Source organism: Nocardia sp. NPDC057663, assembly GCF_042799895.1.
In the GTDB taxonomy this organism is placed as follows: Bacteria; Actinomycetota; Actinomycetes; order Mycobacteriales; family Mycobacteriaceae; genus Nocardia.
This window is the reverse complement of record NZ_JBHVHX010000023.1, coordinates 54,331-76,567: the sequence shown is the minus strand read 5'-3', so window position 1 is coordinate 76,567 and position 22,237 is coordinate 54,331. Positions and strand designations below refer to the sequence as shown.

Here is a 22,237-nt window from a genome sequence, read left to right as displayed (position 1 = left end):
CTCTCTCCAGATCTATGAGCGGCGTCGCGACATGAGAGCACAGTCGCGGAGAGGCCATCGAATACCTTTGTCCATCCAGAAGGCCGCAGCAAGCGTTCTCGCCGCTCGGCTACGCCACAATGCGCAACGGGCTTTCGAGGAGTTCCTTCAGATGTGCAAGGAACTGGGCCGCGACCGCGCCGTCGATGGCCCGGTGATCTGCGGACGCGGTGACGCGAAGGATCTTCCGGGCCACGACTTCACCATTCTCGATGCGGAGCTCCTCTGACGCCGCGCCGACAGCGAGGATCGCCGACTCCGGCGGGTTGATGACCGCGGTGAACTGCTCGACCCCGAACATTCCGAGATTGGAGATGGTGAAGGTGCCACCGGACATCTCATCCGCACGAAGCTTGCGGTCGCGGGCGCGGGCTGCCTTGTCGCGGCTTTCGGCCGCGATCTCGGAGACGCTCTTCCGATCGGCGTCGCGGATCACTGGAACCAGCAGTCCAGCCGGCGTTGCGACCGCGACACCGAGGTGGATTCCCTTGTGGCGCAACAGCTTGTCGCCAGCGAAGCTGACATTGACCGAGGGGTCTTTTCGCAGGGTGACGGCAACGGCTTTCACGAGCAGATCATTGACACTGACCTTGCTCTCGCCCGCCGCCTCCAGTGTCTCGTTGATCCGCACGCGGAAGGCGAATAGGTCGGTCACGTCGATCGCGCTGGTCAGGTAGATGTGCGGTGCCTGCTGCTTGCTCTCGGTGAGCCGTGTCGCGGAGACACGCTGGATATTCGTGAGGGGGATCTCCTCGAACTCATCGGCATCCGGAATGCTGTGCGCAGCAGGGCTCGCTACCGGAGCGGCCGCCCGTGGCGGGGTTGCCGCAGTGGTCGGCTGTGCAGAATCGGCAGCGCGGGCCGCCTCGACGTCCTGCTTGGTGATCCGCCCGCCGGGACCGGTGCCGACAACAGTCGCGAGATCGACACCCGACTCGTGCGCGATCTTCCGCGCCAGTGGCGATGACTTCTTCCGCGTGGTCTGCTGCTGCGCGTCGAGTTGTGTACCCGAGGGTTGGATCGTCGAGCCGAAACCGGTCGGCGTTGTATCCGGCTGCACTGCCACAATGTTGGGCATCGCATCTGGTGAGTCTGAGCCTGGTGTCGCTGCATCCACTGTGGCCGTGCCGGTTCCGTCGCCGACGATCGCGATGGGCTCGCCAATTGGGACGCGAACTCCCGGCTCGGCGAGAATCCGTTCGAGGACGCCGTCGTCATACGCTTCGAGTTCCATGAGTGCTTTGTCGGTCTCGATCTCGGCAACAACCTCGCCGCGGGTGATCTGGTCACCCACTTTCTTGAGCCAGGCGGAGACGACGCCGTCTTCCATGGTGTCGGAGAGCCGGGGCATGATGATGTCGGGCATAGCTGGTGTCCTTCGTCTTCCCAGTTCTCAGCGACGACGGCCGACGGCCGCCAGGGTTTCCGTCACCGCGGCGTAGAGCGATTCCGCAGACGGCAGGGCGAGCTTCTCCAACGGCTTGGCGTACGGCAGCGGGACCTCGGCCATCGCGACCCGCCGGACCGGGGCGTCGAGGTAGTCGAACGCGCCATCGGAGATCGATGCCGCGATCTCCGCGCCGATGCCGTAGGTGAGCCAGTCGTCCTCGCCGATGACCGCGCAACCGGTCTTGCGCACGGAGGCCACGATGGTGTCGCGGTCGAGCGGACGCAGGCTACGCAGATCGATCACCTCAACCGAAACACCCTCGCCGGCAAGGCGTTGCGCTACTTCGGTGGCGACGGTGGCCATACGGGAGTAGCCGATCAGCGTGATATCGGTGCCTTCGCGAGTGACCGCCGCCTTACCGATCTGGGCAGGTGCGAGATCCTCGGGCACTTCACCCTTGGTGTTGTAGAGCGACAGATTCTCCAGGAACAGCACCGGATCGTCATCCTCGATCGCGGCCTTGAGCAATGCCCGCGCATCGGCGGGCGTGCTCGGTGCAACGACCTTCAGGCCGGGCACGAAGGCGTAGTACAGCTCGATGTTCTGTGAATGCGTCGCCCCGAGCTGCTGGCCACCACCACCGGGAGTGCGGATGACCATGGGCACGCTGGTCTGTCCGCCGAACATGCCGTAGATCTTGGCGGCGTGGTTGACGATCTGGTCGAGTGCGAGCAGCGAGAAGTTGATCGTCATGATTTCCACGACCGGGCGCAGCCCGAGCATGGCGGCGCCGATCGCGGCGCCGACGAAACCTTCCTCGGCGATGGGAGTGTCGCGAACCCGCTTCTCGCCGAACTCCTCGAGCAGCCCTGCGGTGATCTTGTAAGAGCCTTCGAAGACGCCGATCTCCTCCCCGATGAGGAATACATCATCGTCGCGTCGCATCTCTTCGCGCAAAGTTTCGCGTAGCGCTTCGCGGTAGGTCATGACAGGCACAGTGGGGGTCCTCAGTGGGTGAAGAGCGGATCGGCGGGCAGACGGCGGGAGTCGCCCGGCACGGGGGTGGCGTAGGTGTAGTCGAACAGGCTCGACGGCTCCGGATGCGGACTCGAGTCGGCGAATTCGACAGCGGCGGCGACACCGTCGGCTACCTCGTGGTCGAGGTCGGCCAGTGACGCTTCGGTCAGTACCCCGGCGGCGAGCAAGCGCTGCTGCCACAGCACGATCGGATCGTGTTCGCGGGCCGTGGCGACCGTGTCGGTGCTGCGGTATTTGGCCGGGTCGACCACCGAGTGGCCCTTGAGTCGATAGCTCACTGCTTCGAGCAGTGCGGGTTTGCCTTCCCTGCGGGCGTCTTCGATGAGCTCGCTCGCCAGGTCACGCACGGCCAGCACATCGGTTCCGTCGACCCGCTCACCACGCATGCGATAGGCGGCGGCGCGTTTCCACAGATCGGGTTCGGCCGAGGACTTCTCGACGGTGGTGCCCATGCCGGTCTGGTTGTTGATCACCAGGAACACCACGGGCAGCCGCCACAGTGCCGCGATGTTGAGCGACTCGTGGAACGCACCGATATTCGTGGTGCCCTCCCCCATCTGGCACACCACGACGTCGTCGCCACCGAGGTAGTCGACGGCCAGCGCCGCGCCGATCGCCAGGGGAACCTGGCCACCGACGATGGCATAGCCGCCCAGCAGACGAGTAGCGGTGTCGTACATGTGCATCGAACCGCCCCAGCCCTTCGAGGTACCGGTGGAGCGGCCGTAGAGCTCGGCCATCACCCGACCCGGTTCGATCCCTTTGACCAGCGCGTAACCGTGCTCGCGATAGTTGGTGAACAGGTAGTCGGTGGGGCGCATCGCCGCGCCCAGGCCGACAACGGTGGCTTCCTCACCGAGGTTCAGATGGCAGTAGCCGCCGATCTTGGCCTGTTGGTAGCTCTGCGCGGTGCGCTCTTCGAAGCGTCGCACGAACAGCATGTCGCGGTAGAGACCGCGCAGGGTCTCGGGATCTGCTGCCGCGATAGCGGATTCGATGTCCGACGCGGTGGACGTATCTTCCGCGGGCACGGGACTGGCGGGCTTCGTGGGCTTGCGGGTGGGCTGGCTCCGCGCGCTGGTCGTGGTCATGGTCGGGCTCCTCAACGCTTGCGTGGCGCGATGTGCACCGGCAGTCCGAGCCCGGCCATAGCCGCCTCCATGCCGATCTCGCCGAGAGTGGGGTGGGCATGAATGGTGTCGGCCAGCTCGTCGAGCGTGGCTTCCAGCGACATCGCCAGCGCGCCCTCGGTGATCAGATCACTGGCCGACGGGCCGATGATGTGCACGCCGAGCACTTCCCGATGCGTCTGCCCTGCGACGATCTTGACGAAACCCTCGGTCTCGCCGAAGGTCTTGGCCCGGCCCAGCGCCGCGAACGGGAACTTGGCGGCGATCACTTCGTGACCGGCCGCGCGGGCGGCGTCCTCGGTGAGACCGACGCTCGCGATCTCGGGGTGGGTGAACGTCGCGGCCGGGATGACCGAGTAATCGATGTGGGTGTCGTGCCCGGCGATCATCTCGGCCGCGGTGATGCCCTGGTGTGAAGCGACGTGGGCCAGCAGCGTCCGCCCGGTCACATCACCGATGGCGTACACGTGCTCGACTCCGGTCCGCAGCCCGTCGTCGACCTCGATGAAACCACGGGCATCCGTCACGACTCCGGCCACATCAAGCCCGAGTTCAGAAGTATTGGGACGTCGCCCGACCCCAACGAGTACCACGTCAGCATCCAGGTCGTGGGCTTGTGGACCGCCCACCGACACCCGCAGCGCATCCCCCTCGGTGATGGCGGTGACCGTGGCGCCGGTGAGCAGGGTGATGCCGCGCTTGCGGAACGACCGGCCCAGTGCCTCGCCGATCTCCTTGTCCTCCAACGGAACCAGGCGATCCTGCATTTCGACGATCGTGACCTGACTGCCGAATGTGGCGAACAGGCTGGCCCATTCCGACCCGACGGCGCTGCCGCCGATGATCACCAACCGCTGCGGCACCTCGGTCAGCCCGAACGCCCCGTCGGAGGTGATCACGCCGGGCAAGTCCGCGCCCGGGATCGGTAGTTGCGCCGGCACCGAACCGGTTGCGACGATCACGTCACGCGCACTCACCCGACGAATAGCCGCTCCCGCGGCCGCGGCGTATCGGGGACCGCCGTCGAAGATCGGTGACGCGCCGACCTCGTGCACCTCCACGGTGGTCGGCTCGATGAACCGAGCATGACCCTCGATCACCGTGACCCCGTTGGCCTTCAACAGACCGGCGACACCGTCGGTCAACTCCTTGACGATGGCATCCTTGCGTTGCCGCACCGCGGCGAAGTCGAAGCGCACGTTATCGGCGTAGATCCCGAATTCAGCTGCGGTGGCCACGGTCTGGAAGACCTCTGCCGAGCGGAGCATCGCCTTCGTCGGGATACAACCCCAGTTCAGGCACACACCGCCAGGACGCTCCTTCTCCACAACGCAGACCTTCAGGCCGCGTTGCGCGGCACGGATGGCGGCCACGTATCCGCCCGGTCCACCACCGATCACCAATAGATCGAATTCCGGCACTCGTGGTGCTCCTCAGCTCGACGATCAACCCATCCGCGATCGCAGTGGGGCTATCCGTCGAGTCTCGCGGCCTGATACTGCACAATCAATTTGCCGACAGCCCAGAATTCGGCGCGCAGAAATGGGCACACAGCCCAATCGGGCACGGGCACGGTTCGCATGACAACGATCAATGTGTCGGGCTCATGCCCATATCTAACGCCGCCAATGCCAGTGAAAGCTCCAGGTATGACCGCTGCCCCTCCAGCCGCCGGTCGAGCAGACTTGCGATCCGCTGTAAACGGTTGATCACCGTGTTGCGATGGCAGTGCAGCCGCGGCGCGGCATTGGCCGCCGAGCAGTTCTCCGCCAGCCAGATCGCCAGCGTGTGCAGCAAGATCTCACGTTCCTTGGCCGGTAGCTCGAGCACCGGACCGAGCGTGCGAGCGATCATCAACTCGGTGAGATCGGGCGAGCGCAACAGCAGAGCTTCCGGGTAGCGCTCCTCCAGCGACACCACACCCTGCGCTGCCACGGGCAAGGTCTCCAGAGCTAGCGTCGCCAGCGCATGCGCGGTATCGATGTGCGCCAGTCCGGCCACGACGGGTGAGGCCGCGGCGCGGCCGCGGATCCGCTTCCTGATCTGCTCGAGCACGGCCGAACTGTCGCGCTGTTCGAGCGACACCAGTCCGACCATGGTGTCCACCCGGTCGTGCCACACCGACCGAATACCCAAAGCCGCCAACGCCGTCTCGGTACCCATCTCCACGTTCGGCCGTTCGCCACGCACCGCGACCACCAGATAGCCGCCGTGGACGGGCAGGTTCAGCTCGCGCGCCGCCCGAGCGGCGAAGGTCGCGTCGTGTGCACTCCCTGCCAGCAGATCCTCGATGAGCCCGTGACGGCGACGCTCGTCGCGACGTACCTGCTCCAATTCGGTTCGGCGATAGGAGGTGACCAGTGCCGAGGACATACTGTCGATCACCGACCAGGTAGCCGCGGCGATCTCCCGGAAATCGACGTCAGGGACTTCGCGGGCTCGGTCGAGAAGGGCCTCCCATACGATCTGACCGCCTAGCCGGAAGGTTCGCAGCATCACCTCCAATGGCACCCCCTGACCCGCGCGATTGCGGCCGATGGCTGCGGCGACATCGTCGCGATCCGGCACGACCACATCACCGGCCAGCAGATCGAGCACTCGAGTCAGATAGCTGTGACATCCCGCGTGCAGATCGTCCCGACTGACCGGCGAGTAGTCGGTCCACTCCGGAATGTCGGTGAAGATCGCCGACATCAGCTGCCTGGTCAGCGTAGGAACCTCGGTTCGACACTCAGCCGCCAGGCGCCTGGTACCTGCTGACGGCTTGGGGTGCTTACGCGTCGCAGCCATGGTTCCAAACGCTACGCCCGCGCCCGAACGTGTGCCCAGATCTTTCGCCTCGACCGATGAACCTGATGATTGCCGAATCCTCACGTGCGGTGGTATCAGATGGACGGGGTCCGCGCGGCCGTCGCATAGCCGTTGCGGTCACCGTGGACACGACGCCGCCCGCTCGAGTCCATCGCAGAAGGAGCAGCGCCCCCGGTCGAAGAGCCAAATGCTGAGCCTTCTCGGTAGGCCAGAAGCCCGCTGCTGGACGCGCACAGACACTCGCAGCGAACATCTCGAAGCTGGCCGATCTCGCCATCGCCGATTGGATCGACGGCGCCCGCGCCGCCACCATCGCCTTGATGCCTTGCTCACTGATCAGTGAGAGTCAGCGGTTGTGCAAATGCAGGGACCAAACGGTGGACGTCGAGAAAGGTGATACGGAACTTCTTGATCACCAAAGCCGGGATGGTTCCGTCGGGCGGCAATGCCCGCAGAAACAGGGTGTCACGACGCCAGCGCGCCGCAGCGAACTCGGACGTGGCGGCGACCATTGCTTCCTCCGCATCGGGCTGGCGCTCGTACAGTGCCGTCTTGACTGCCTCCAGCACCCACTGAGCCCCTTGGTAGTCCGCGACAACCTCCGCGATATCCGTGTCGGGAACCAGGCACCGCGGCGGTGGGCACCCGTACCGGCCGGGCGCGAAGGCTTCTAGTCCCCGCAGCTTGGGCCGGCAGTCTTCCGAGTGGCAGCGGCGGTGCACACGCAACATTGTTCGGGCTTGGCTGCGGTCGAGGTGCCCGGGATCGAGACGGCAGAATGCATGGGTGGTAGACGATTCCCACACGGCCCGGGCAGTGACCTGTTCGTAGATGCGTTGCGAGTACGCCTCCTCGAACCCGACGTCACACCTGCGCGAAAATCGCCCTCGGGGTGGGCTCGTCCCCGCCAGTGCCTGTTCGGCGCGGGCTCGAACCCGGCACTGTTCGGCCTGGCACCTCTCCGCAATCATCAGAAGGGCAATCGCCGCGAAGTAGGAGTGGACGGGTCCAGGGTCGTCGTTGCAGTCATGGGCCGCGGGCCTGCGATCGTCAGGTTCTGGCACGTTCATCAGGGAATTACCCAGTTTCGTTCACAAGGCAGCCGGGGCAACAACAGCGCGCTGGTGCGGGCAAGCATGCTCGCGCTGTCGTGGGCGTGGGTCGCGTTGAACGCGACCGTGAAACGGTGTGCCGCGCTGATGCAAGCCCGGTAGAACAAGTCCAGACACTCACCATGGACGTTCGACCAATGGACATGGACAGTCACATCCGGTTCGGAAGGAAAAGGAGATCCGTGCGGAAACATGATGGGACCAACTGACTTCAACTTATCGAGCAGGGAGAATCTGACATGCGGCCATAGAGCTCTATGTGCGGTGTACCTACAGGTCACAGCCTCGATAGGCCGCCTTCGCCGCTTCACCAAAGTGCGGTGACAGATCTTCAGTTCGGGCACCAACTGGCATTTGAGCTTCTCGAGCGTGGGACTCGACCACCAGCTTGGCCAACCTCGTCATCAGGCCAACCTCGCCGGTCAACTACAAGCCCCCGGTACGCGCCCGGGTAACCAGCGCCCGATTGCCGAATCCCACAGCCGCCGACATGTTGCCGGTGTTCTTCTCGATCACTTCGGTCATCGTGGTTCACCTCCGTCGAGGGCTGCACCGCTGCCCTTGCGGTCCCCGACAGTTTGCTCAGACACTGTTATCTTGCGCGCGCAGAGCAGCCTTAGCTGCTCGCCCACCCAAGGCTCAATGCCCCAGTATTCGGGGCGTGCTGCGTATTCCTGCAGGCGACGGTAGAACTCAGTCGGGGTGATGCCGAATTCAGCCAAGATGAATTCGTCTCCATCACCACCGCTTCGCCAATCGAGACCGAATTTGATCATGCGGAGAGCGTCTGCATAAGCAGAATTCGGCCTAGGGTCCGGTTTCCATCCTTCATGTCGCATCACATGCCATGCGCCGGTTCCGCCGACGCGTGTACGCCCAGAGAACGAATCGGTGCTCATCACATAACCTGCAGTCTCGGAAGGACATCCGTGGTGAGGTCTGAGATCTGCGATCGTACGACGCTGTCCCAGCGCCACACTTCCAGATTTACAGACAGGTCGACGCTGACGTTGTAGAACTCAACGTTGATCGGCGAGGTTTCCGCATCGGCGGTGTATTCGGCTCGTCCGATGTTTGCCCTGCGGAGGGTGGCAGTCTCTTCGGCAAGGGTCACCATTTGCCCGCATTCCACACCATTGTGGATGATTTTCACGAAGGACCCCCGCCCGTGCTGCGGCAGTCCAGACACCGCACTCCGCTGTCGGCGAAGCGCCCGCATGCCCCGGCGCCAGAGTTGCTGACTCCGCACCCGATGAAGCCGCGGAAGATCGGGCCCGACTGTTCGGCCAAACCGTTCACCGCCGATCGAAAGGCAGAATCCGCGCTCGTCAACGTGGGAACCTACGTCGACAACGCGAATTCGCCTCTCGCACGGAGCATGTGCGCACGCGACACACACGAGTGACTCGCCGTGTTCGGCGACCACCGCTTCGGTCGACCTTGCAGACACCATCAGCCACACCGCACGGCGCGCCTCCCACACCACGAACCGGACCCATCTGCGCTGCGAGCCTGGCGCTACGCCGCGGCGTAGCGCCAGGTCCATGCGGCGCTGTCGCGGAGCGCGTCCTTGACAGTGGTAGGCGGCCTGTCGCGGTCGCGGGTGGGTCGATCGGGTCGTGGGCACGGTTACGCGCTGGCTCCTTCGGTGTCGGCTCGTGTCGCTACCGCCTTGGCAACTGCCGGCGCGACTCTCGGGTCGAGCGGGCTGGGAACAATACGGTCGGGGGCGAGGTCCTCGAGTGCGATGGAATGGATCGCTTCGGCGGCTGCGAGTTTCATTCCGTCGGTGATGACACGAGCTCGGGCGTCGAGTGCGCCGCGGAAGACGCCGGGGAAGGCGAGGACGTTGTTGATCTGGTTGGGGAAGTCGCTACGTCCGGTGGCGACGATGCTGGCGTAGCGGTGTGCGATGGTCGGGTGTATCTCGGGGTTGGGGTTGGACAGGGCAAAAACGATCGCGTCGTCCGCCATGGTCGCGATCAGCTCTTCGGGGACGGTGCCTGCAGACACGCCGAGGAAGACATCTGCGCCGTGGAGGGCTTCGGCGATGCCACCGTGTCGCTGCCGAGGGTTGGTGCGTTGTGCAAGTTCGGATTTGACGGGGTTGAGGTCTGTACGACTGCTGGCGACGACGCCTTTGGAGTCGATCACGATGATGTCGGAGATTCCGGCGGCGAGCAGCATGTTGGCGCATGCCACACCGGCAGCGCCGGCACCGGAGATGACGACTCGGAGGGAGCGCAGCTCGCGGTCGGCGACAGCGGCCGCGCCCTTGAGTGCAGCGAGCACGACGATCGCGGTTCCGTGCTGGTCGTCGTGCATCACCGGGCAGTCGAGCGCTTCGATCAGTCGTCGTTCGATGTCGAAGCATCGCGGGGCGGAGATGTCTTCGAGGTTGACCGCACCGAAGCTGGGCCTGAGTCGGACGAGGGTCTCGACAATCTCGTCGGGGTCGGTGGTGTCGAGAACGATGGGGATGGAGTCGAGGTCGGCGAAGGCTTTGAAGAGTGCAGATTTGCCTTCCATGACCGGCAGGGCCGCGCGGGGGCCGATGTTGCCGAGGCCGAGCACCGCTGACCCATCGGAAACAACCGCGACGAGGCGATTGGTCCAGGTGTATCGGTCGGCGAGGGTTTGGTCTGCGGCGATGGCCCGGCTGACCTGGGCGACACCGGGGGTGTAGGCGATCGAGAGGTCGCGCTGGGTGGCCAGCGGCGAGGTCAGGGCGATCGACAGTTTTCCTCCGATGTGGCCGGCGAAGATGTCTTCGTCGGTGATCGGTGTCGACAGTGCAGACGATGTTGACAAGGTGGTTCCGTTTCTGAGTATCGGTGGGGCGGGTGACCGGAAAGGTTCAGGCGCAGTAGCCGTTGGTGCCGGATCGGCTGACGACTATCTTGTTGACCACGGCTGACGGGGAGAGCTTGATCAGGGCGTCGACGAGTTCGACGATGTCGTTGACGTCGATCATCGACTCGGCGGGGATCCGGTCGTGGATCCAGGCGGACATGTCGGTGTCGACATAGGCCGGGGCGATGGCGGTCGCGTTGATCCCGTTGGCGGACTCTTCGGCATTGAGAGTTTCGACCAGCGACAGCAGTGCCGCTTTGGTTGCGCCGTAGACCGCCAGGCCGGCCTCGGCATAAACGCCGGTAATCGAAGCGACCGTGATCACTTTGGCCTTCTGGCGGGTTCCGGCGGCGGCACGCAGCAGGGGCAGTGCGTTCTGGATCAGGGAGAATGGTGCACGGAAGTTGACGTCAACGGTCTTGTTGACGCGGCGCATCGGCAAGCTGCCGATCGCTCCGGCGGTTCCGACGCCAGCGTTGAGGATCAGCGTGTCGATACTCCCGAACCGTTCACCGTGGATAGCGCAGAGCTGGGCTGGTGCGGCTGGGTCGGCCATGTCCGCCGCGGCGGCGACTACGTCGGGCGCGCCGGCTTCTCGCAGTGTGGCTGCGGTATCACTTAGGCGTTCGGGATCTCGGGCCGTGATGGTCAGGGCATATCCCTGGCGGGCGAGTCGGGTCGCGATGCCCAGGCCGATTCCGCGAGATGCGCCGGTGACCAGTGCTGAGAAAACCGGGGTACGGTCCACTGTAGTGTCTCGCTTTCGGGTCAGTGAGGGACGGTTGATGTGTTCGGCAACGGGACCGTCGGGGGTTTCGGTTCGGTGGAAACCCTGCGAAGAAGCCACGCCAGCGGTGGTGTCGCGAGTACGAGAGCGGCAACGAAGGTGTAGGTGACGATGACCCCGGCTTCGCGGGCGCTTCCGCTGGCTGTTTCAACGAGCCCGAAGATGGTGGGGCCGAAGAACCCTCCGAGCAAGCCGATGGAGTTGATCATGGCCAGCCCCGCAGCTGCGGTGCGCCCCGTGATGGTGCCCATTGCTGTGGACCACAGAATCGGGCCGATTCCCACCGCGAGTGACTGCAGGACGGCGAAGGCGATCAGTGCGGGAACAGGGCCGGCGTAGGCGCCGATGTAGCCGCTGATCGCACCACCAACGAGAGCGGCTGCAGTGAACAGGATCGGTCGGGTGTAGCGGCGGAACAGTCTGGGGTAGAGCAGAACTCCGATCAAGGCGCCGATGGAGGGCAGTCCGGCGATGGCACCGATCGCGACGGAGTTCTCGATACCGAAGCCCTCGACAATTGAGGGCAGGAAGAATACGACGCCCCAGACGGCAAGTTGGCTGGCGAAGTAGATGGCCGCGATGGCCAGCAGAATGCCGTTGGAGAATACGGCTTTGAGCGCAGCAGTGACGGAGTGCTCGTTGGTGTCTACTCCATCGGTGGCAGCGATGATCGCTGTGCGTTCTGAGGAGGTGAGCCACCGGGCGTCCTGGGGGCCGTTGGGAAGCAGACGCAGGAGGAAGAACCCGAAGATCACCGTCGGCAGGCCTTCGAGGAGAAGCATCCATCGCCAGCCGTCCAGTCCGGCGAGACCGTCGAGTTGCATCAGGGTCCCGGCGAGGGGGGAACCGAAGATGAGGGCCAACTGGGGTGCGATGAGGAGAGCGCCGACAGCAACCGGGCGGTCGCGCGGAGCGAACCACAGGGTGATGTAGAACAGCATGCCCGGGTAGAAGCCAGCCTCGGCGAGACCGAGCAGGAACCGCATCACGTAGAAGCTAGTGTCGTTCCATACGAACATCGTCAGCGTGGACACCGTTCCCCAGGTGATGACGATGCGACTGATCCATACCCGGGCTCCGATGCGGTGCAGCATCAGGTTGCTGGGGATCTCCATGGTGCAGTAGGCCAGGAAGAATAGCCCTGCGCCGAAACCGAAGGCGGCCGCGGAGATTCCGAGGTCGGCATCGAGATGCGTTTTGGCCATGCCGATGTTGGTTCTGTCGAGGGTGTTCAGGATGAACGCGACCAACAAGATCGGCATCAGTTTCCGCCAGACCTTGCGGGTCCCGGTTGTGTATCCGTGTGTGGCGGTGCGGTCGAGCATGGGTTCTCTTTCCTGCGGAGCGGCAGCAGATGACGCGCCCCTGGGTGCCGGGGGTCGATAGCCGGTGGTGTCCGCACGGATGGTTGGCGGCAACCAGGACTGTCTGTTTGAGGGATCAGGCGGTCGGCGAGCTGAGGTGCCAGGCCGGTCGGGTGTCGTCTTGCGAAGCGTCGTGGGATACGTCGTAGCGCATATCGGCGGCCTCCTTGAAGGCTGCGAGCTCGCGTGGAATATCGGATCCGGCAGGCTGATACAGCACTGCTGTGGCGCCAGCGTCCTCGAGTCGACGAAGGTGCCTCGCGAGTTGTTCTCTGGTGCCGGTTGTGGTGCCTCGCTCGATGACATCACCGTTGATGAATTCACGATCGAGGGGGCTCGGCGACATCAGGTGCCCCCGGTAGAGCTCGAGATGGCGGCGGCGTTCGTCGATCGAAGCGACGGCCGCTTCGTAGCCGATCGCCTCTTCCATTCCCGCCAACGGCCCGTTCTGCCCCATATGCAGGGCCAGCGATGCGCCTGGGCCGGCAGCGTCGAGGACTCGCGGTGAGTCGAGGTCTTCCCCGTCGTCGAGCACGGTGCCGTGAAGCAGCAGCTGACACGGTCCGGCGACTGACACCGGCTGACCGCCATGGGCGGGGCTAGTGACCACACCAGCACCGAGTCGTTCGGCAACTCCTAGCCCCTTGGGCCCGTGCGCGGCGATCCAGAACGGAACCTCGATCGGAAAACTGATGCCCGATGCAGGGCTGTGCATCAACCTGACCACCGAGTTTTCCCACTCGACCTCGCCGCCGGCCAGCAGCCTGCGAAGCGCCTCGACATAGACCTCCACATCGGCCCAGCGAGAGGGGTTCCGATTGAGATAGGTGGAACTGGTGAACCCGGCGCCGACACCGGCATCGAATCGGCCTGGTGCCACGGTCGCCAGATGCGCAATGAGCGCAGCGTTCGTGGTCAGATGCCGCAAGTGCGGGGTGAACACTGCGACCCCCAACCGAATACGGTCGGTCAGCGCTGCCGCGGTGGCCACCGTGGCTCCGGTGTCGGCATAGGACACCGGGACGTCGTAGACCCAGCCGCGTGTGTATCCGAGATCCTCGGCGATGGTGATGTGTTCGGGTGTATCCAGCGCCGGGGCGAACACGCAGTTGATCTCCATGCGACCTCCTCCTTGAGTGCCGGTGCTCATCTACGCCGGTCTTGAGCCAGCCGTCTAGCGACTGTTTCCACAGACTGTGTGACTGTGATCGGCACCACGACTTTGGCAACTCCGAGAGTGACACGGGCTACAAAGTATGTAAATCTAAAGTTATCTAGCGAAGACTTCAGGAGAATTGAAATAAGAACTGGTTTCACTCCGCCGCAGAGCTAAAGGATCTCGGAGCCGTCCCCGAGGTGGGGGCCATCAGCGCCGCGGGAGCTGCCGTCATCGCAGCACCCGCGCCGCGCCCATTCGCCCTGCAGTCAACTGGTCTCATTCGACACTGCTGCTCACGCTTCGAGCACACCTGAGCTGCGGGCCAGCCGCCGCCCGCCCACGTAGTAGCGACGCCACGCTTCCCTACCCAGACGACGGTGGACCGCTTTCAGTGAGCAGCATCATGGCCTGGCAAATGGCACGAGTTGCCCGACTTCAGCAGCTAGCGCCCGATCGCAGCTGCTGAAAGCGAGCGGCTCAGCGTTCGACTTTGGAGGTGATCATGTTCGGGTCGCGGGGCGCGGTCGCACGGTCGGTTTAGATGAACGACAGTCGATCCCGCGCCCGCACCAAGTTCCCGATTCGGAGAGGCCGCGTTCCGGGGATCTCTTTCACGCTGGCGCCAGGGTGAGCAGACCGCAGCCGTACCCTTTCGCGCGGCCGATCCCCCCAACAAGCGCTCCACGCAATGCTCGAGGGTCCGTGACCCGCAAGGTGCCTTCGAACGTGGCAGTCGACAACGACACCTTCTGCGAACGCCGTTGGAACGTCACCGATCTACGGTCGGTGACAATGGCATCAGGTTCTTGGCCGTCTCCGCTGACGCAGTGCCCAAGCTCGAAGCCATGGTCGGTAGCCTTGCGCTGCAGCCACTGCAGTTGACCTTGCGAGTCGAGGCCAATGGTTCGACCGCGTTCAGTTGGATCGTTGCGATCCCGGTCCATAGCGCGACGCACGGGATTGGCGGTGAGCCGGAAGTGCCATCGCTGTCCCACGGCGAGGTCATCAAGCAGGTCACGGTAGTCGCGGGTGGCCCAGGTACTGGTGGTCGGCCAACCCGCCTGCTCGACCACATGGGTGAAGTCCGGTCGCGCCGGCGAAACAACGTAGAGGTGAATGGTGTTCTCGCCTTGGTCGATCCGCCACAACACCCTCCCCTCATCAGAGGGGTTGTATTCATCGGTATGGTCCGACGGCGGGAAAGACGCCATGACCGCGGCATGAGCGACCTGGGGTGAGGCCAGGAACCGGCGAGTTCCTTCACGCGCGGGATTGAGCGGAACCCGCGACAAATGCATCAGGATCCCCCCAACGCGGCGAAGGGATCATGACGTTTGGTGCCGTCCGGGTTCGTGATCTCGACTGCGCCAGCGACCACGCACCTCCACCCGTACGCGCGACGTTGCGGATCGAAATCCAGCGGCACGTCACGAACGCGTTCCTGCAGCGCTTCGTCAGAGTCACCGGGCAACAGATCACGATAGATCGGCAGGTGCACCGTGGCCGGCTGGCGCTTGCGATACCACGGCGAGGCTTGCCAAGGGGCGCTGTTCAGCGCCTCGGGCAGGCTCAGGTCGCCAACCTCGCCCAGGACCAGCGGCTCGGCAACCGGGCACGATCGGCGGCCCAGGTAAAGCGGGAACGTCGGGGAATCAAGCGCGTCCCGGATCCCGTCCAGCAACTGACGGTCACCGTCCATGGCAGCCACGAACACCGCATCGGCCAGGTAGTAGCGGTAGGACAGCGGGTAGCTGTCCCGTCCGTCAAGACTGCGTGCCACCTGGAAGTCCCTCACCAGCGTGCCTTGCTGGTCGATGCGCACCCCGAACCCCAGATCGGTCAGCTCTACGTCGATGGGGTCGGTGCGACGGCGGCCTTTGGCAGCGCAGATCAACCCGAGCACACCGCTCTTGGACGGGTACTGCTGGGTGTCGCGGCGAGTGAACCGGCTCGCCACCCCCCAGGACTGCAGGGGCGCAGCAAGTTTGAGCAGCAGAACGCTCACGATGCCACGCCGAGGGCATCGCGAACCTGTGCTGCGACCTGATCGACCACCGAGCCCAGCGATGTCGGAGTCGCCAGTTCACTGAGCACTTCGACACCCTTGGCGGCCACGACCACATAATTGCTGGCATCGCTGCCGCCGTAGGCAGCCTCCAGCGCGTGGTAGCGCTCCAGCAGCTGTTTGGCCGCGCCCGCCGAGCGGGCGCAGCCAAGGGCTTCCACGGGTGATTCGAATGCGGTGACCAGGTTCACCGGTTGGTCGGTACGCACGGTGACCACGACAGCATCCGGCAAAGTGCGGTGGGCGAAGGTGTTCTGCTTGCCGGTGGGCATGCTGCGCACGAACGCGGTCAAGAAGTTCGCAACCGCGACCGCAGTCGCTTCGCCGTCACCGAGGTTCTGCGCAAGCAGGTCGACGTTGACTGTGGCGTAGCGGTACAACGTGGAGGAGTTGAACTCCACCACACCGATCATCCCAGCCCCGGTGTTGCTGTCGGGGGCGCGGTCGTCGACGGCAGTGAAGTAGTCGAACTCGTTGTTGACCGAGTGCACGCTCAGCGCGTGTGCGACCTGGGCTGCTGCGTCGACGTTGAGGTCGGCGGAGTCTGCCACCATACGGCCGAATAGAGCAACGTCGATGCTGTCGGCCTCGTTGGCGGCAGCCTTGGCCGCTGCCTTGTCGGTGACCCCGGTGGTGGCAGTCTCGATTGCCAGCTGGGCGAGCCGATCAACCTGCGTCGCACTCAGAAACAGCAGATACTTGGACTGTTCGAGCTGATCGGCCAGATCGGTGCTGTCGTCGTCTTTGACCTTCTTCTTGGGCTTTTCGAGTTTGATGCCAGCTTCTTTGATGACCTGAGCTGCTGCGGCCGCGGGGTCCTCGACTGCTGTGCCGATGCGTTCGGCGACCAGCTCCACGACTCGCTTCGTTCGAACACCGAGCGTGTTCGGGTCGACGAGCTCGCGAAACATTCTGCGGGTGGCGCGTTTCCAGGCTTGACTCGATACCCGCGCGCGTCGCACGCCACCGTAGACCGCAGTCTTGGGGCTGCCCGTGTCGTCGCGGTTGATGTTCGACGGGGGCACGGTCTGCAGGATGTGGACGTCGACGAACATGCGGGTCACTGGTTGTCTCCGGTTTCCGAAGTCGAAGAAGTGGTGGTCGAAGGGGGATTGCGGTGGTAGTCGCGCCCCCACGACAGCAGAACCTGATCGGCGTATCGCCCGGTGTCGAGCTTGCACAGATCCACTGCCAGACGTGCATAGTCGACAGGGATCGCGTGCGCGCGTAGCTGACCGATCAACCCACGCAGATGGGTCAAGCGCGTGTCGTGGTCGGTGGCGGTGCCGATGACATGGAACCGCGAACGCACCACGTCCTCAGCCTCGGCGCCGACGCCAAGTCGCCGCACCGCAGCACCCACGCTCCTGTAATCGCGTCGATGCATCGGCTGGGAATGCGACTGCTGATGCAAAGCATGCATCGTCATCGCGTCATAGCAGGACAGCTCCCACGCGGTCGGCTCCTCCGTAGCCCTGACCACGCCACGGTCGGACAGATTCTTGGATGCTTCGGGCAGATCCTTGAGGGTGAATCCCCACAACTCCGGCATCCGTCCAGGCGGGGCGCCGATTCCGCGACGTAGCTTGGCCATGGCTGCCAGGGCGTCGCTTTCGCGCTTAATGTAGGCGGTTTGTCGCCGTGAAATGCCGACATGGACCCACTCTTCCAACGCACCGTACTCAGTGGTGGGACCCTGTTGGATCGAGGTCATGCGGGGCCTCCCTCCGTCGTCGTCGGTAGTCGCGAACGCGCCCGGCACTGCCTTCCGGAGTTGAGCCCGGTAGATCAGTTGTGACAGTCCGGAATCGAGCCACCGGTTGTCGGCCGGTCGCCCGACCCAGGCCGGGTTGCCCGCGGCGTGCAGAGCATCGGCAGCGAGTTGATCGACAAGTGGCCGCACGAGGCGATGCCAGGTTCGGAGCTCGTCGTCGAAGGTGTCTTTGCGGGGATTCAGGTCGGCAAGCCAGCGCCGAAAGGGCTCTTCCAGGGCGAAGTAGGCCTCTTCGCGAATTCGGGCGCGCGGCCCGTCAGGCTCTCCGCCTGCTGCGCGGGTCAGATTGGCCGTAAACCCGGCAAGCGCTGAGACCGCGTTCTCGGCGCTGTCGACCGCGCGGATCGCGATCGAGCGCAGCGCAGGATCCGACAGGAGTCCAACGCGGAAGCCGATTGTGTCGTTGACGACTTCGCCGACGACGGACTGCTGGTTGATGTAGTGCATCCCCACCGCGTGCAGACGGACCGGATGGGTACGGTCCAAGACGTCGTCGACGACAAGGTTCTGGGCCCAGTGCAGAACCCCAGCTGTGATGTCGTTGCCGACGCTCGGTGTGGATGTGGCCAGGTCGTTGAGCATCGCACTCATACCCCGCCACAGTGACCGTTCGGGGTCGTGGGTGCGGGGGTAGTGGCGCGTCGGGCCGCCGGCCTTTTTGGTTTGGATGTCGCTATAGCGCCAGCCGCTCATCGGTTCGAGCAGATGCTGGTTGAACGGTTCGAGTGGGTCACCGTTGCACAACACGACACCTGTGACGTGGCTGCCGGTCGCTACCAGCCGGATCCGTCGGCTCTGCCAGGTGGCAAGATCCGCTGGCCCGGTCGGCAGCGGGTCGGTCCGCACCCCTGGACCATCGGGTTCGCGTTCCCATACAGGCAGGTCGTCGCCGCGGTACCGCTGCCCGTTGATATCGAGCAGCACCAGGTTCAGCAACAGCGTTTCCCGTAGCGTGGCGCCTTCCAGAAACACCCCGCCCAAGGCCCCGGCGAAGCCGATTCCAATCGGGTATCCCTTGTTGTTCCTCACCCTCGGATCCCCGATCGCGCCGGTCTTGATGCCCGAGGGGTCGAACCCTTGAGCATGGACCAGCCACCGGGCAGCCTCATCGAAGTCGATCTGCTGCAGGTGCCGGCCCGCACGTGTGGTGAAGTACTTGGCGCCGTTGGGCACGTCGCCGATCAGTTTGTCCAAAGCCCCCACCGCATCCCCGGCAGCTTTAAGCCCAGCGACCTGATAGAACGGCGCGTGCGCGTCGAACAGCTCGAACCGTGATCGGTGGGTGTCGAGGTAGGTGTCGATCTCTTCCTGCGGAAGCTGAGGGCTCTCCCACAACTGCGACCACACATCCACCGGCGCCGAGGTCCGGCCAGCGATGCTGCGACGCAAGATGGCAGTCAGCAGCCGCAGGATCGCAAACGACTGCGTCGGTATCTCGCCGACGATGCTGGAAAGGTCCGCCGCTCGACGTAGGAGCTCACGCACAGAGAGCAGTTCGACTTTCGCAGTCCGGTCGACCACCTGGATCCAGTGGTCATCGACGAGGTTCAGCCCTGCTGTTGCCGTCGTCATCGCTGGGTTCCTACCTCCTTTGTTCGGTGTCACGGCCAGCCCGAGGGCCAGGTCGTTGGTCAGAAGATGTTGCGCCGACTCGACGCCACGCCGAACGACTAGATCGCTGACACGTGTACCGAGCGAAAGCGCGAGCGACTGCAGACTGCAGCTTGCAGTGACCAATACTCTCGCGTGAAGTGTCCCAGATCACACTTTGTCTCAGCGTGGAGGCTCACCCGCCCATGATGAGCACTCGCGTTCCAGGTATTCGAGACACGGGAACGTGGGTCATCCCCACCCCACAGATAGATTCCGTAGGTGCAGCTGGTGATGCCGCCGTTAGCGGCTCATCCCCGCTCGCGCGGGGAGCACCATGTCGTATCACTCGACGAGCTCGTGGCTCATCCCCGCCCGCGCGAGGAGCACACTGCGTCACCCGTAGGCTTGCGCGCCAAACACCGAATTTACATCCACTTTTCGACCGACCTAAACCAGACTCCAACACAGTTCGGCCACTTCGGCCACACCTCGCGGGACCCGCAGCCACTTCTATCATGACTCACCGCAGAAGCAGCGTTCATCAGGGTGTCGAACGCTGCGCTCTTTCGATCGCGCGATACTCCGCCGGGCTGCGCACACCGCGACCACCGAGGACGCCGGACACTTCCCGCATGTCGAGCCACCACAGACCGTCGTCGACCCGTTGCGGGAATCCCCGACCTGGCGACATCGATCGATCACCGTGCCACGCCGCAACAGATCAACCCTCGCCAAACCTCGCCATCCGACGCCACAGTGCCATACTGTAATAGATACAGCATGGCTGATCGCAGTGTTGTTGACAGCCTGCCACGAGGACTCTACGGCGGTATTCGCAACGAAGGGATAGGGAATGACAACGCTGGACTATCTGACCGTTGACGTCGACAACGCCGTACCACTTCACGGAGGATTCTTCTCCGCCAGCAGCTTGACGTCGCCATAGTAGGGCGCGATTCGGCAGGGACTTCACCTCCACCACCACCTCGCACACGCTGCGGTTCCGCCACCCGATGCCCACCGAGGGCCGGCTACCGCTACGCCCTCGCCGGACACGGCCGCCGCTACGACCAGGGGGACGTCTTCGGCGACAAACGGGACCCTGGTCGCACCCTTCGCCCAGGAATCGCTGAAGTTCCCCGTCGGCACAACTCCCCGATCCCGCACTTGTTCCATATACTATATGGGTTACCGTAAATAAAACAATTACCCGTGGGTGATCCAGAACCACCGGGCCGTCCCGCCTCCGCCAGACGCGCAGCGTGGCCCGGAGCGAACGACCCAGCTCGAGGAGGGCGACCGTGAGCAGCACCGACGAACAATTCGGTGCCGCACCGATTTTCGATGCCGACCAGCACATCGACGAGAACCCCGACGCGCCGACGCCTCGGGAGCAGACTCGACGACCCCATGCAGTTTGCGGAACTGGCTGCCGCGCTCCAGGCCCTGCGTATCTTCCTGAACTCGCGGCAAGCAGCGGATATCGAGATGGTCTTCTATCCAGGTCCTGACGATCCGTCGACATCGCATCTCGCGTCGTGTCGAATTGCAGCACACGGCGCTTGATCGCGATCGGCTAAAAGCCTTGTGAGGCGAGTCTGTCCGACCGGTGGCCGGGACCCTCCGTCGGCACAGCGATGTCGACCTCCTCGAAGTTGTCGACGGAGCCGTAGTCGTTGAGCTGAACCGCCTTCATGGCACGACCTTTCATGGCTGGTCGTCGGTGTGACGCGCATCTCACGGTAGCGGCCGCGCCATCACAAGGCGGTAGTGAAATTTCACTGCCAACTTAGTGGGATGGCGCAGACCACGGTGATCTGAGTCACTCGCCGCCTCGGAGGGAAGACGTCATGATCGGAATGCTGGGTAGCCGCGGCTCAACGCCGTCGTCGAATCATGGACCGGCCATGCGCCGCTGTCCTTCGACGATTTCGTCGAGTCGGACGATTTCAGCCGAGCATTCGCCTAGACAGCCGAAGGACTTGCACATGGATGACATCTACATCGTCGGAACGTCAATGACGGGTCGTTCGCCGACGCCACCGCCAAGACCCTCACGGCGGACGCGCTCGACGATGTCCTGAAGGACAGCGGCCTCGAGCGTCAGGCCATCGACGTCGCGTTCTTCTCCAACGAGATCCAGGGACCCGTCGAAGGCCAGATCTCGACGCCCGGCGAGTTCGCGCTACACGCGGCCGGACTGCACTGACACCGAATCACCAAGGGAGACATCATGACCTTCACCGCTCATAAGGTGGCCGACGGCTTCACCTTCCCCGAATCGCCCCGATGGCACGCGGGCCGGAATGCCTTCTACCACGTCGATGTCGACGAGGGGGAGGTCTGGGAGCGCAAGGACGAGGCGGGGCGCCTGCTGCACCGGTTCGACGGGTTCATCTCCGGTCTGGTCTTCGACGACGCCGACGGCTTCTTCGTCTCGTCGCTCGCGGACCGGACGGTTCAGCACCTGAAGCACGCGATCGACGGAGACCCTGTCGTGTCGACCTTCGCCGACGTCTCGGCGTACTTCGCCAACGGGATCAACGACATGACCCGCGGGCCGCGTGGCGATCTGTACCTCGGCGGCTTCAACTTCGACGCGCTCGCGCGGTTCAAGAACCCCGACATCCCACTCGCCGACGGCACCTTCGTCCAGATCGGACCGGACGGCACTGTCGCGCCTGCCTCAGGTGCCGTGACGTTCCCCAACGGCATCATCATCGACCCCACGCAGGACCGGGTACTGATGGCGGACACGTACCGCCAGCGGATCAGCAGCTGGCCCATCCTCGCCGACGGCACGCTGGGAGAGCAGGGAGTCTGGGCCGATCTGGGCGACGGGCGGCCGGACGGCATGTGCCTCGACGCAGAGGGGGCCATCTGGTACGCGACCGACAACCGCGTCGTCCGCGTCCGAGAGGGCGGCCAGGTCACAGACACCGTCGAGTTCGCCGACGGCCGCGTCACGGCCTGCATGCTGGGAGGCACGGACGGGCGCACTCTACTGGTCACGGCCGCCGCCTCGATCAACCGGGACGTCCTGCACGCGAGCCGCACTGGCGTCCTGTACGAGGTCCACGTCGACGTACCGGGTGCCGGGCTCCCGTCGGTGTACTGAAACA

19 protein-coding genes are annotated in these 22,237 nt (G+C 64.3%); 2 read left to right on the top strand and 17 right to left on the bottom strand.

Annotated elements, in window-relative coordinates; translation table 11 throughout:
• Positions 1–109: 109 nt before the first annotated feature.
• From ACFVAV_RS31040 to ACFVAV_RS31015, 6 genes are all read right to left on the bottom strand, one after another.
• Complete coding sequence (locus tag ACFVAV_RS31040; protein ID WP_379039134.1) at positions 110–1,405, bottom strand: dihydrolipoamide acetyltransferase family protein; 1,296 nt, start codon at positions 1,403–1,405, stop codon at positions 110–112.
• A 27-nt stretch (positions 1,406–1,432) separates the two neighbouring features.
• Complete coding sequence (locus ACFVAV_RS31035; RefSeq protein WP_379039133.1) at positions 1,433–2,416, bottom strand: alpha-ketoacid dehydrogenase subunit beta; 984 nt, start codon at positions 2,414–2,416, stop codon at positions 1,433–1,435.
• 20 nt (positions 2,417–2,436) lie between these two features.
• Positions 2,437–3,558 (bottom strand): pyruvate dehydrogenase (acetyl-transferring) E1 component subunit alpha, encoded by a 1,122-nt coding sequence (pdhA, locus tag ACFVAV_RS31030; RefSeq protein WP_379039132.1) that lies wholly within the window; start codon positions 3,556–3,558, stop codon positions 2,437–2,439.
• 11 nt (positions 3,559–3,569) lie between these two features.
• Positions 3,570–5,018 carry a dihydrolipoyl dehydrogenase gene (lpdA, locus tag ACFVAV_RS31025; protein WP_379039131.1) on the bottom strand — a complete coding sequence of 483 codons (1,449 nt, stop codon included), beginning with the start codon at positions 5,016–5,018 and terminating at the stop codon, positions 3,570–3,572.
• A 169-nt stretch (positions 5,019–5,187) separates the two neighbouring features.
• On the bottom strand, positions 5,188–6,195 hold the full coding sequence (locus tag ACFVAV_RS31020) for a PucR family transcriptional regulator (RefSeq protein ID WP_379039130.1): 1,008 nt from the start codon (positions 6,193–6,195) through the stop codon (positions 5,188–5,190).
• A 542-nt stretch (positions 6,196–6,737) separates the two neighbouring features.
• Complete coding sequence (locus ACFVAV_RS31015; protein WP_379039129.1) at positions 6,738–6,977, bottom strand: hypothetical protein; 240 nt, start codon at positions 6,975–6,977, stop codon at positions 6,738–6,740.
• Positions 6,978–7,148: 171 nt separating this feature from the next.
• Between ACFVAV_RS31015 and ACFVAV_RS31010 the strand changes: the two genes are divergently transcribed.
• On the top strand, positions 7,149–7,622 hold the full coding sequence (locus ACFVAV_RS31010; protein ID WP_379039128.1) for a hypothetical protein: 474 nt from the start codon (positions 7,149–7,151) through the stop codon (positions 7,620–7,622).
• A gap of 419 nt (positions 7,623–8,041) precedes the next feature.
• On the opposite strand, the gene ACFVAV_RS31005 is transcribed toward ACFVAV_RS31010, so the two are convergent.
• The 11 genes from ACFVAV_RS31005 to ACFVAV_RS30955 form a co-directional block, all read right to left on the bottom strand.
• The gene (locus ACFVAV_RS31005) at positions 8,042–8,296 is read right to left on the bottom strand and encodes a DUF3263 domain-containing protein (RefSeq protein WP_379039127.1); all 255 of its coding nucleotides are present in this window, start codon (positions 8,294–8,296) and stop codon (positions 8,042–8,044) included.
• 122 nt (positions 8,297–8,418) lie between these two features.
• Entirely contained in the window at positions 8,419–8,673 is a 255-nt protein-coding gene (locus ACFVAV_RS31000; RefSeq protein WP_379039126.1) for a hypothetical protein, read from the bottom strand.
• A gap of 476 nt (positions 8,674–9,149) precedes the next feature.
• Positions 9,150–10,301 (bottom strand): NADP-dependent malic enzyme, encoded by a 1,152-nt coding sequence (locus ACFVAV_RS30995; protein WP_379039153.1) that lies wholly within the window; start codon positions 10,299–10,301, stop codon positions 9,150–9,152.
• Positions 10,302–10,377: 76 nt separating this feature from the next.
• A complete protein-coding gene (locus ACFVAV_RS30990) occupies positions 10,378–11,121 on the bottom strand; it encodes an SDR family NAD(P)-dependent oxidoreductase (protein WP_379039125.1) in 744 nt (247 codons plus the stop codon).
• Between the two features lie 20 nt (positions 11,122–11,141).
• On the bottom strand, positions 11,142–12,485 hold the full coding sequence (locus tag ACFVAV_RS30985) for an MFS transporter (RefSeq protein ID WP_379039124.1): 1,344 nt from the start codon (positions 12,483–12,485) through the stop codon (positions 11,142–11,144).
• A gap of 115 nt (positions 12,486–12,600) precedes the next feature.
• Positions 12,601–13,644: an LLM class flavin-dependent oxidoreductase gene (locus tag ACFVAV_RS30980; RefSeq protein ID WP_379039123.1), complete on the bottom strand. Its 1,044-nt coding sequence runs from the start codon at positions 13,642–13,644 to the stop codon at positions 12,601–12,603.
• 650 nt (positions 13,645–14,294) lie between these two features.
• Complete coding sequence (cas6e, locus tag ACFVAV_RS30975; RefSeq protein WP_379039122.1) at positions 14,295–14,981, bottom strand: type I-E CRISPR-associated protein Cas6/Cse3/CasE; 687 nt, start codon at positions 14,979–14,981, stop codon at positions 14,295–14,297.
• Positions 14,981–15,688, bottom strand: a complete 708-nt coding sequence (gene cas5e / locus ACFVAV_RS30970) for a type I-E CRISPR-associated protein Cas5/CasD (RefSeq protein WP_379039121.1) — start codon at positions 15,686–15,688, stop codon at positions 14,981–14,983. The genes cas6e and cas5e overlap by 1 nt, the downstream gene beginning before the upstream one ends.
• On the bottom strand, positions 15,685–16,803 hold the full coding sequence (gene cas7e, locus ACFVAV_RS30965; RefSeq protein WP_379039152.1) for a type I-E CRISPR-associated protein Cas7/Cse4/CasC: 1,119 nt from the start codon (positions 16,801–16,803) through the stop codon (positions 15,685–15,687). The genes cas5e and cas7e overlap by 4 nt, the downstream gene beginning before the upstream one ends.
• Before the next feature lie 5 nt (positions 16,804–16,808).
• Positions 16,809–19,094 (bottom strand): type I-E CRISPR-associated protein Cse1/CasA, encoded by a 2,286-nt coding sequence (gene casA, locus ACFVAV_RS30960; RefSeq protein ID WP_379039120.1) that lies wholly within the window; start codon positions 19,092–19,094, stop codon positions 16,809–16,811.
• 562 nt (positions 19,095–19,656) lie between these two features.
• On the bottom strand, positions 19,657–19,806 hold the full coding sequence (locus ACFVAV_RS30955) for a hypothetical protein (RefSeq protein ID WP_379039119.1): 150 nt from the start codon (positions 19,804–19,806) through the stop codon (positions 19,657–19,659).
• Positions 19,807–21,369: 1,563 nt separating this feature from the next.
• On the opposite strand from ACFVAV_RS30955, the gene ACFVAV_RS30950 reads away from it, so the two are divergent.
• A complete protein-coding gene (locus ACFVAV_RS30950) occupies positions 21,370–22,233 on the top strand; it encodes an SMP-30/gluconolactonase/LRE family protein (RefSeq protein ID WP_379039118.1) in 864 nt (287 codons plus the stop codon).
• Positions 22,234–22,237: the final 4 nt, after the last annotated feature.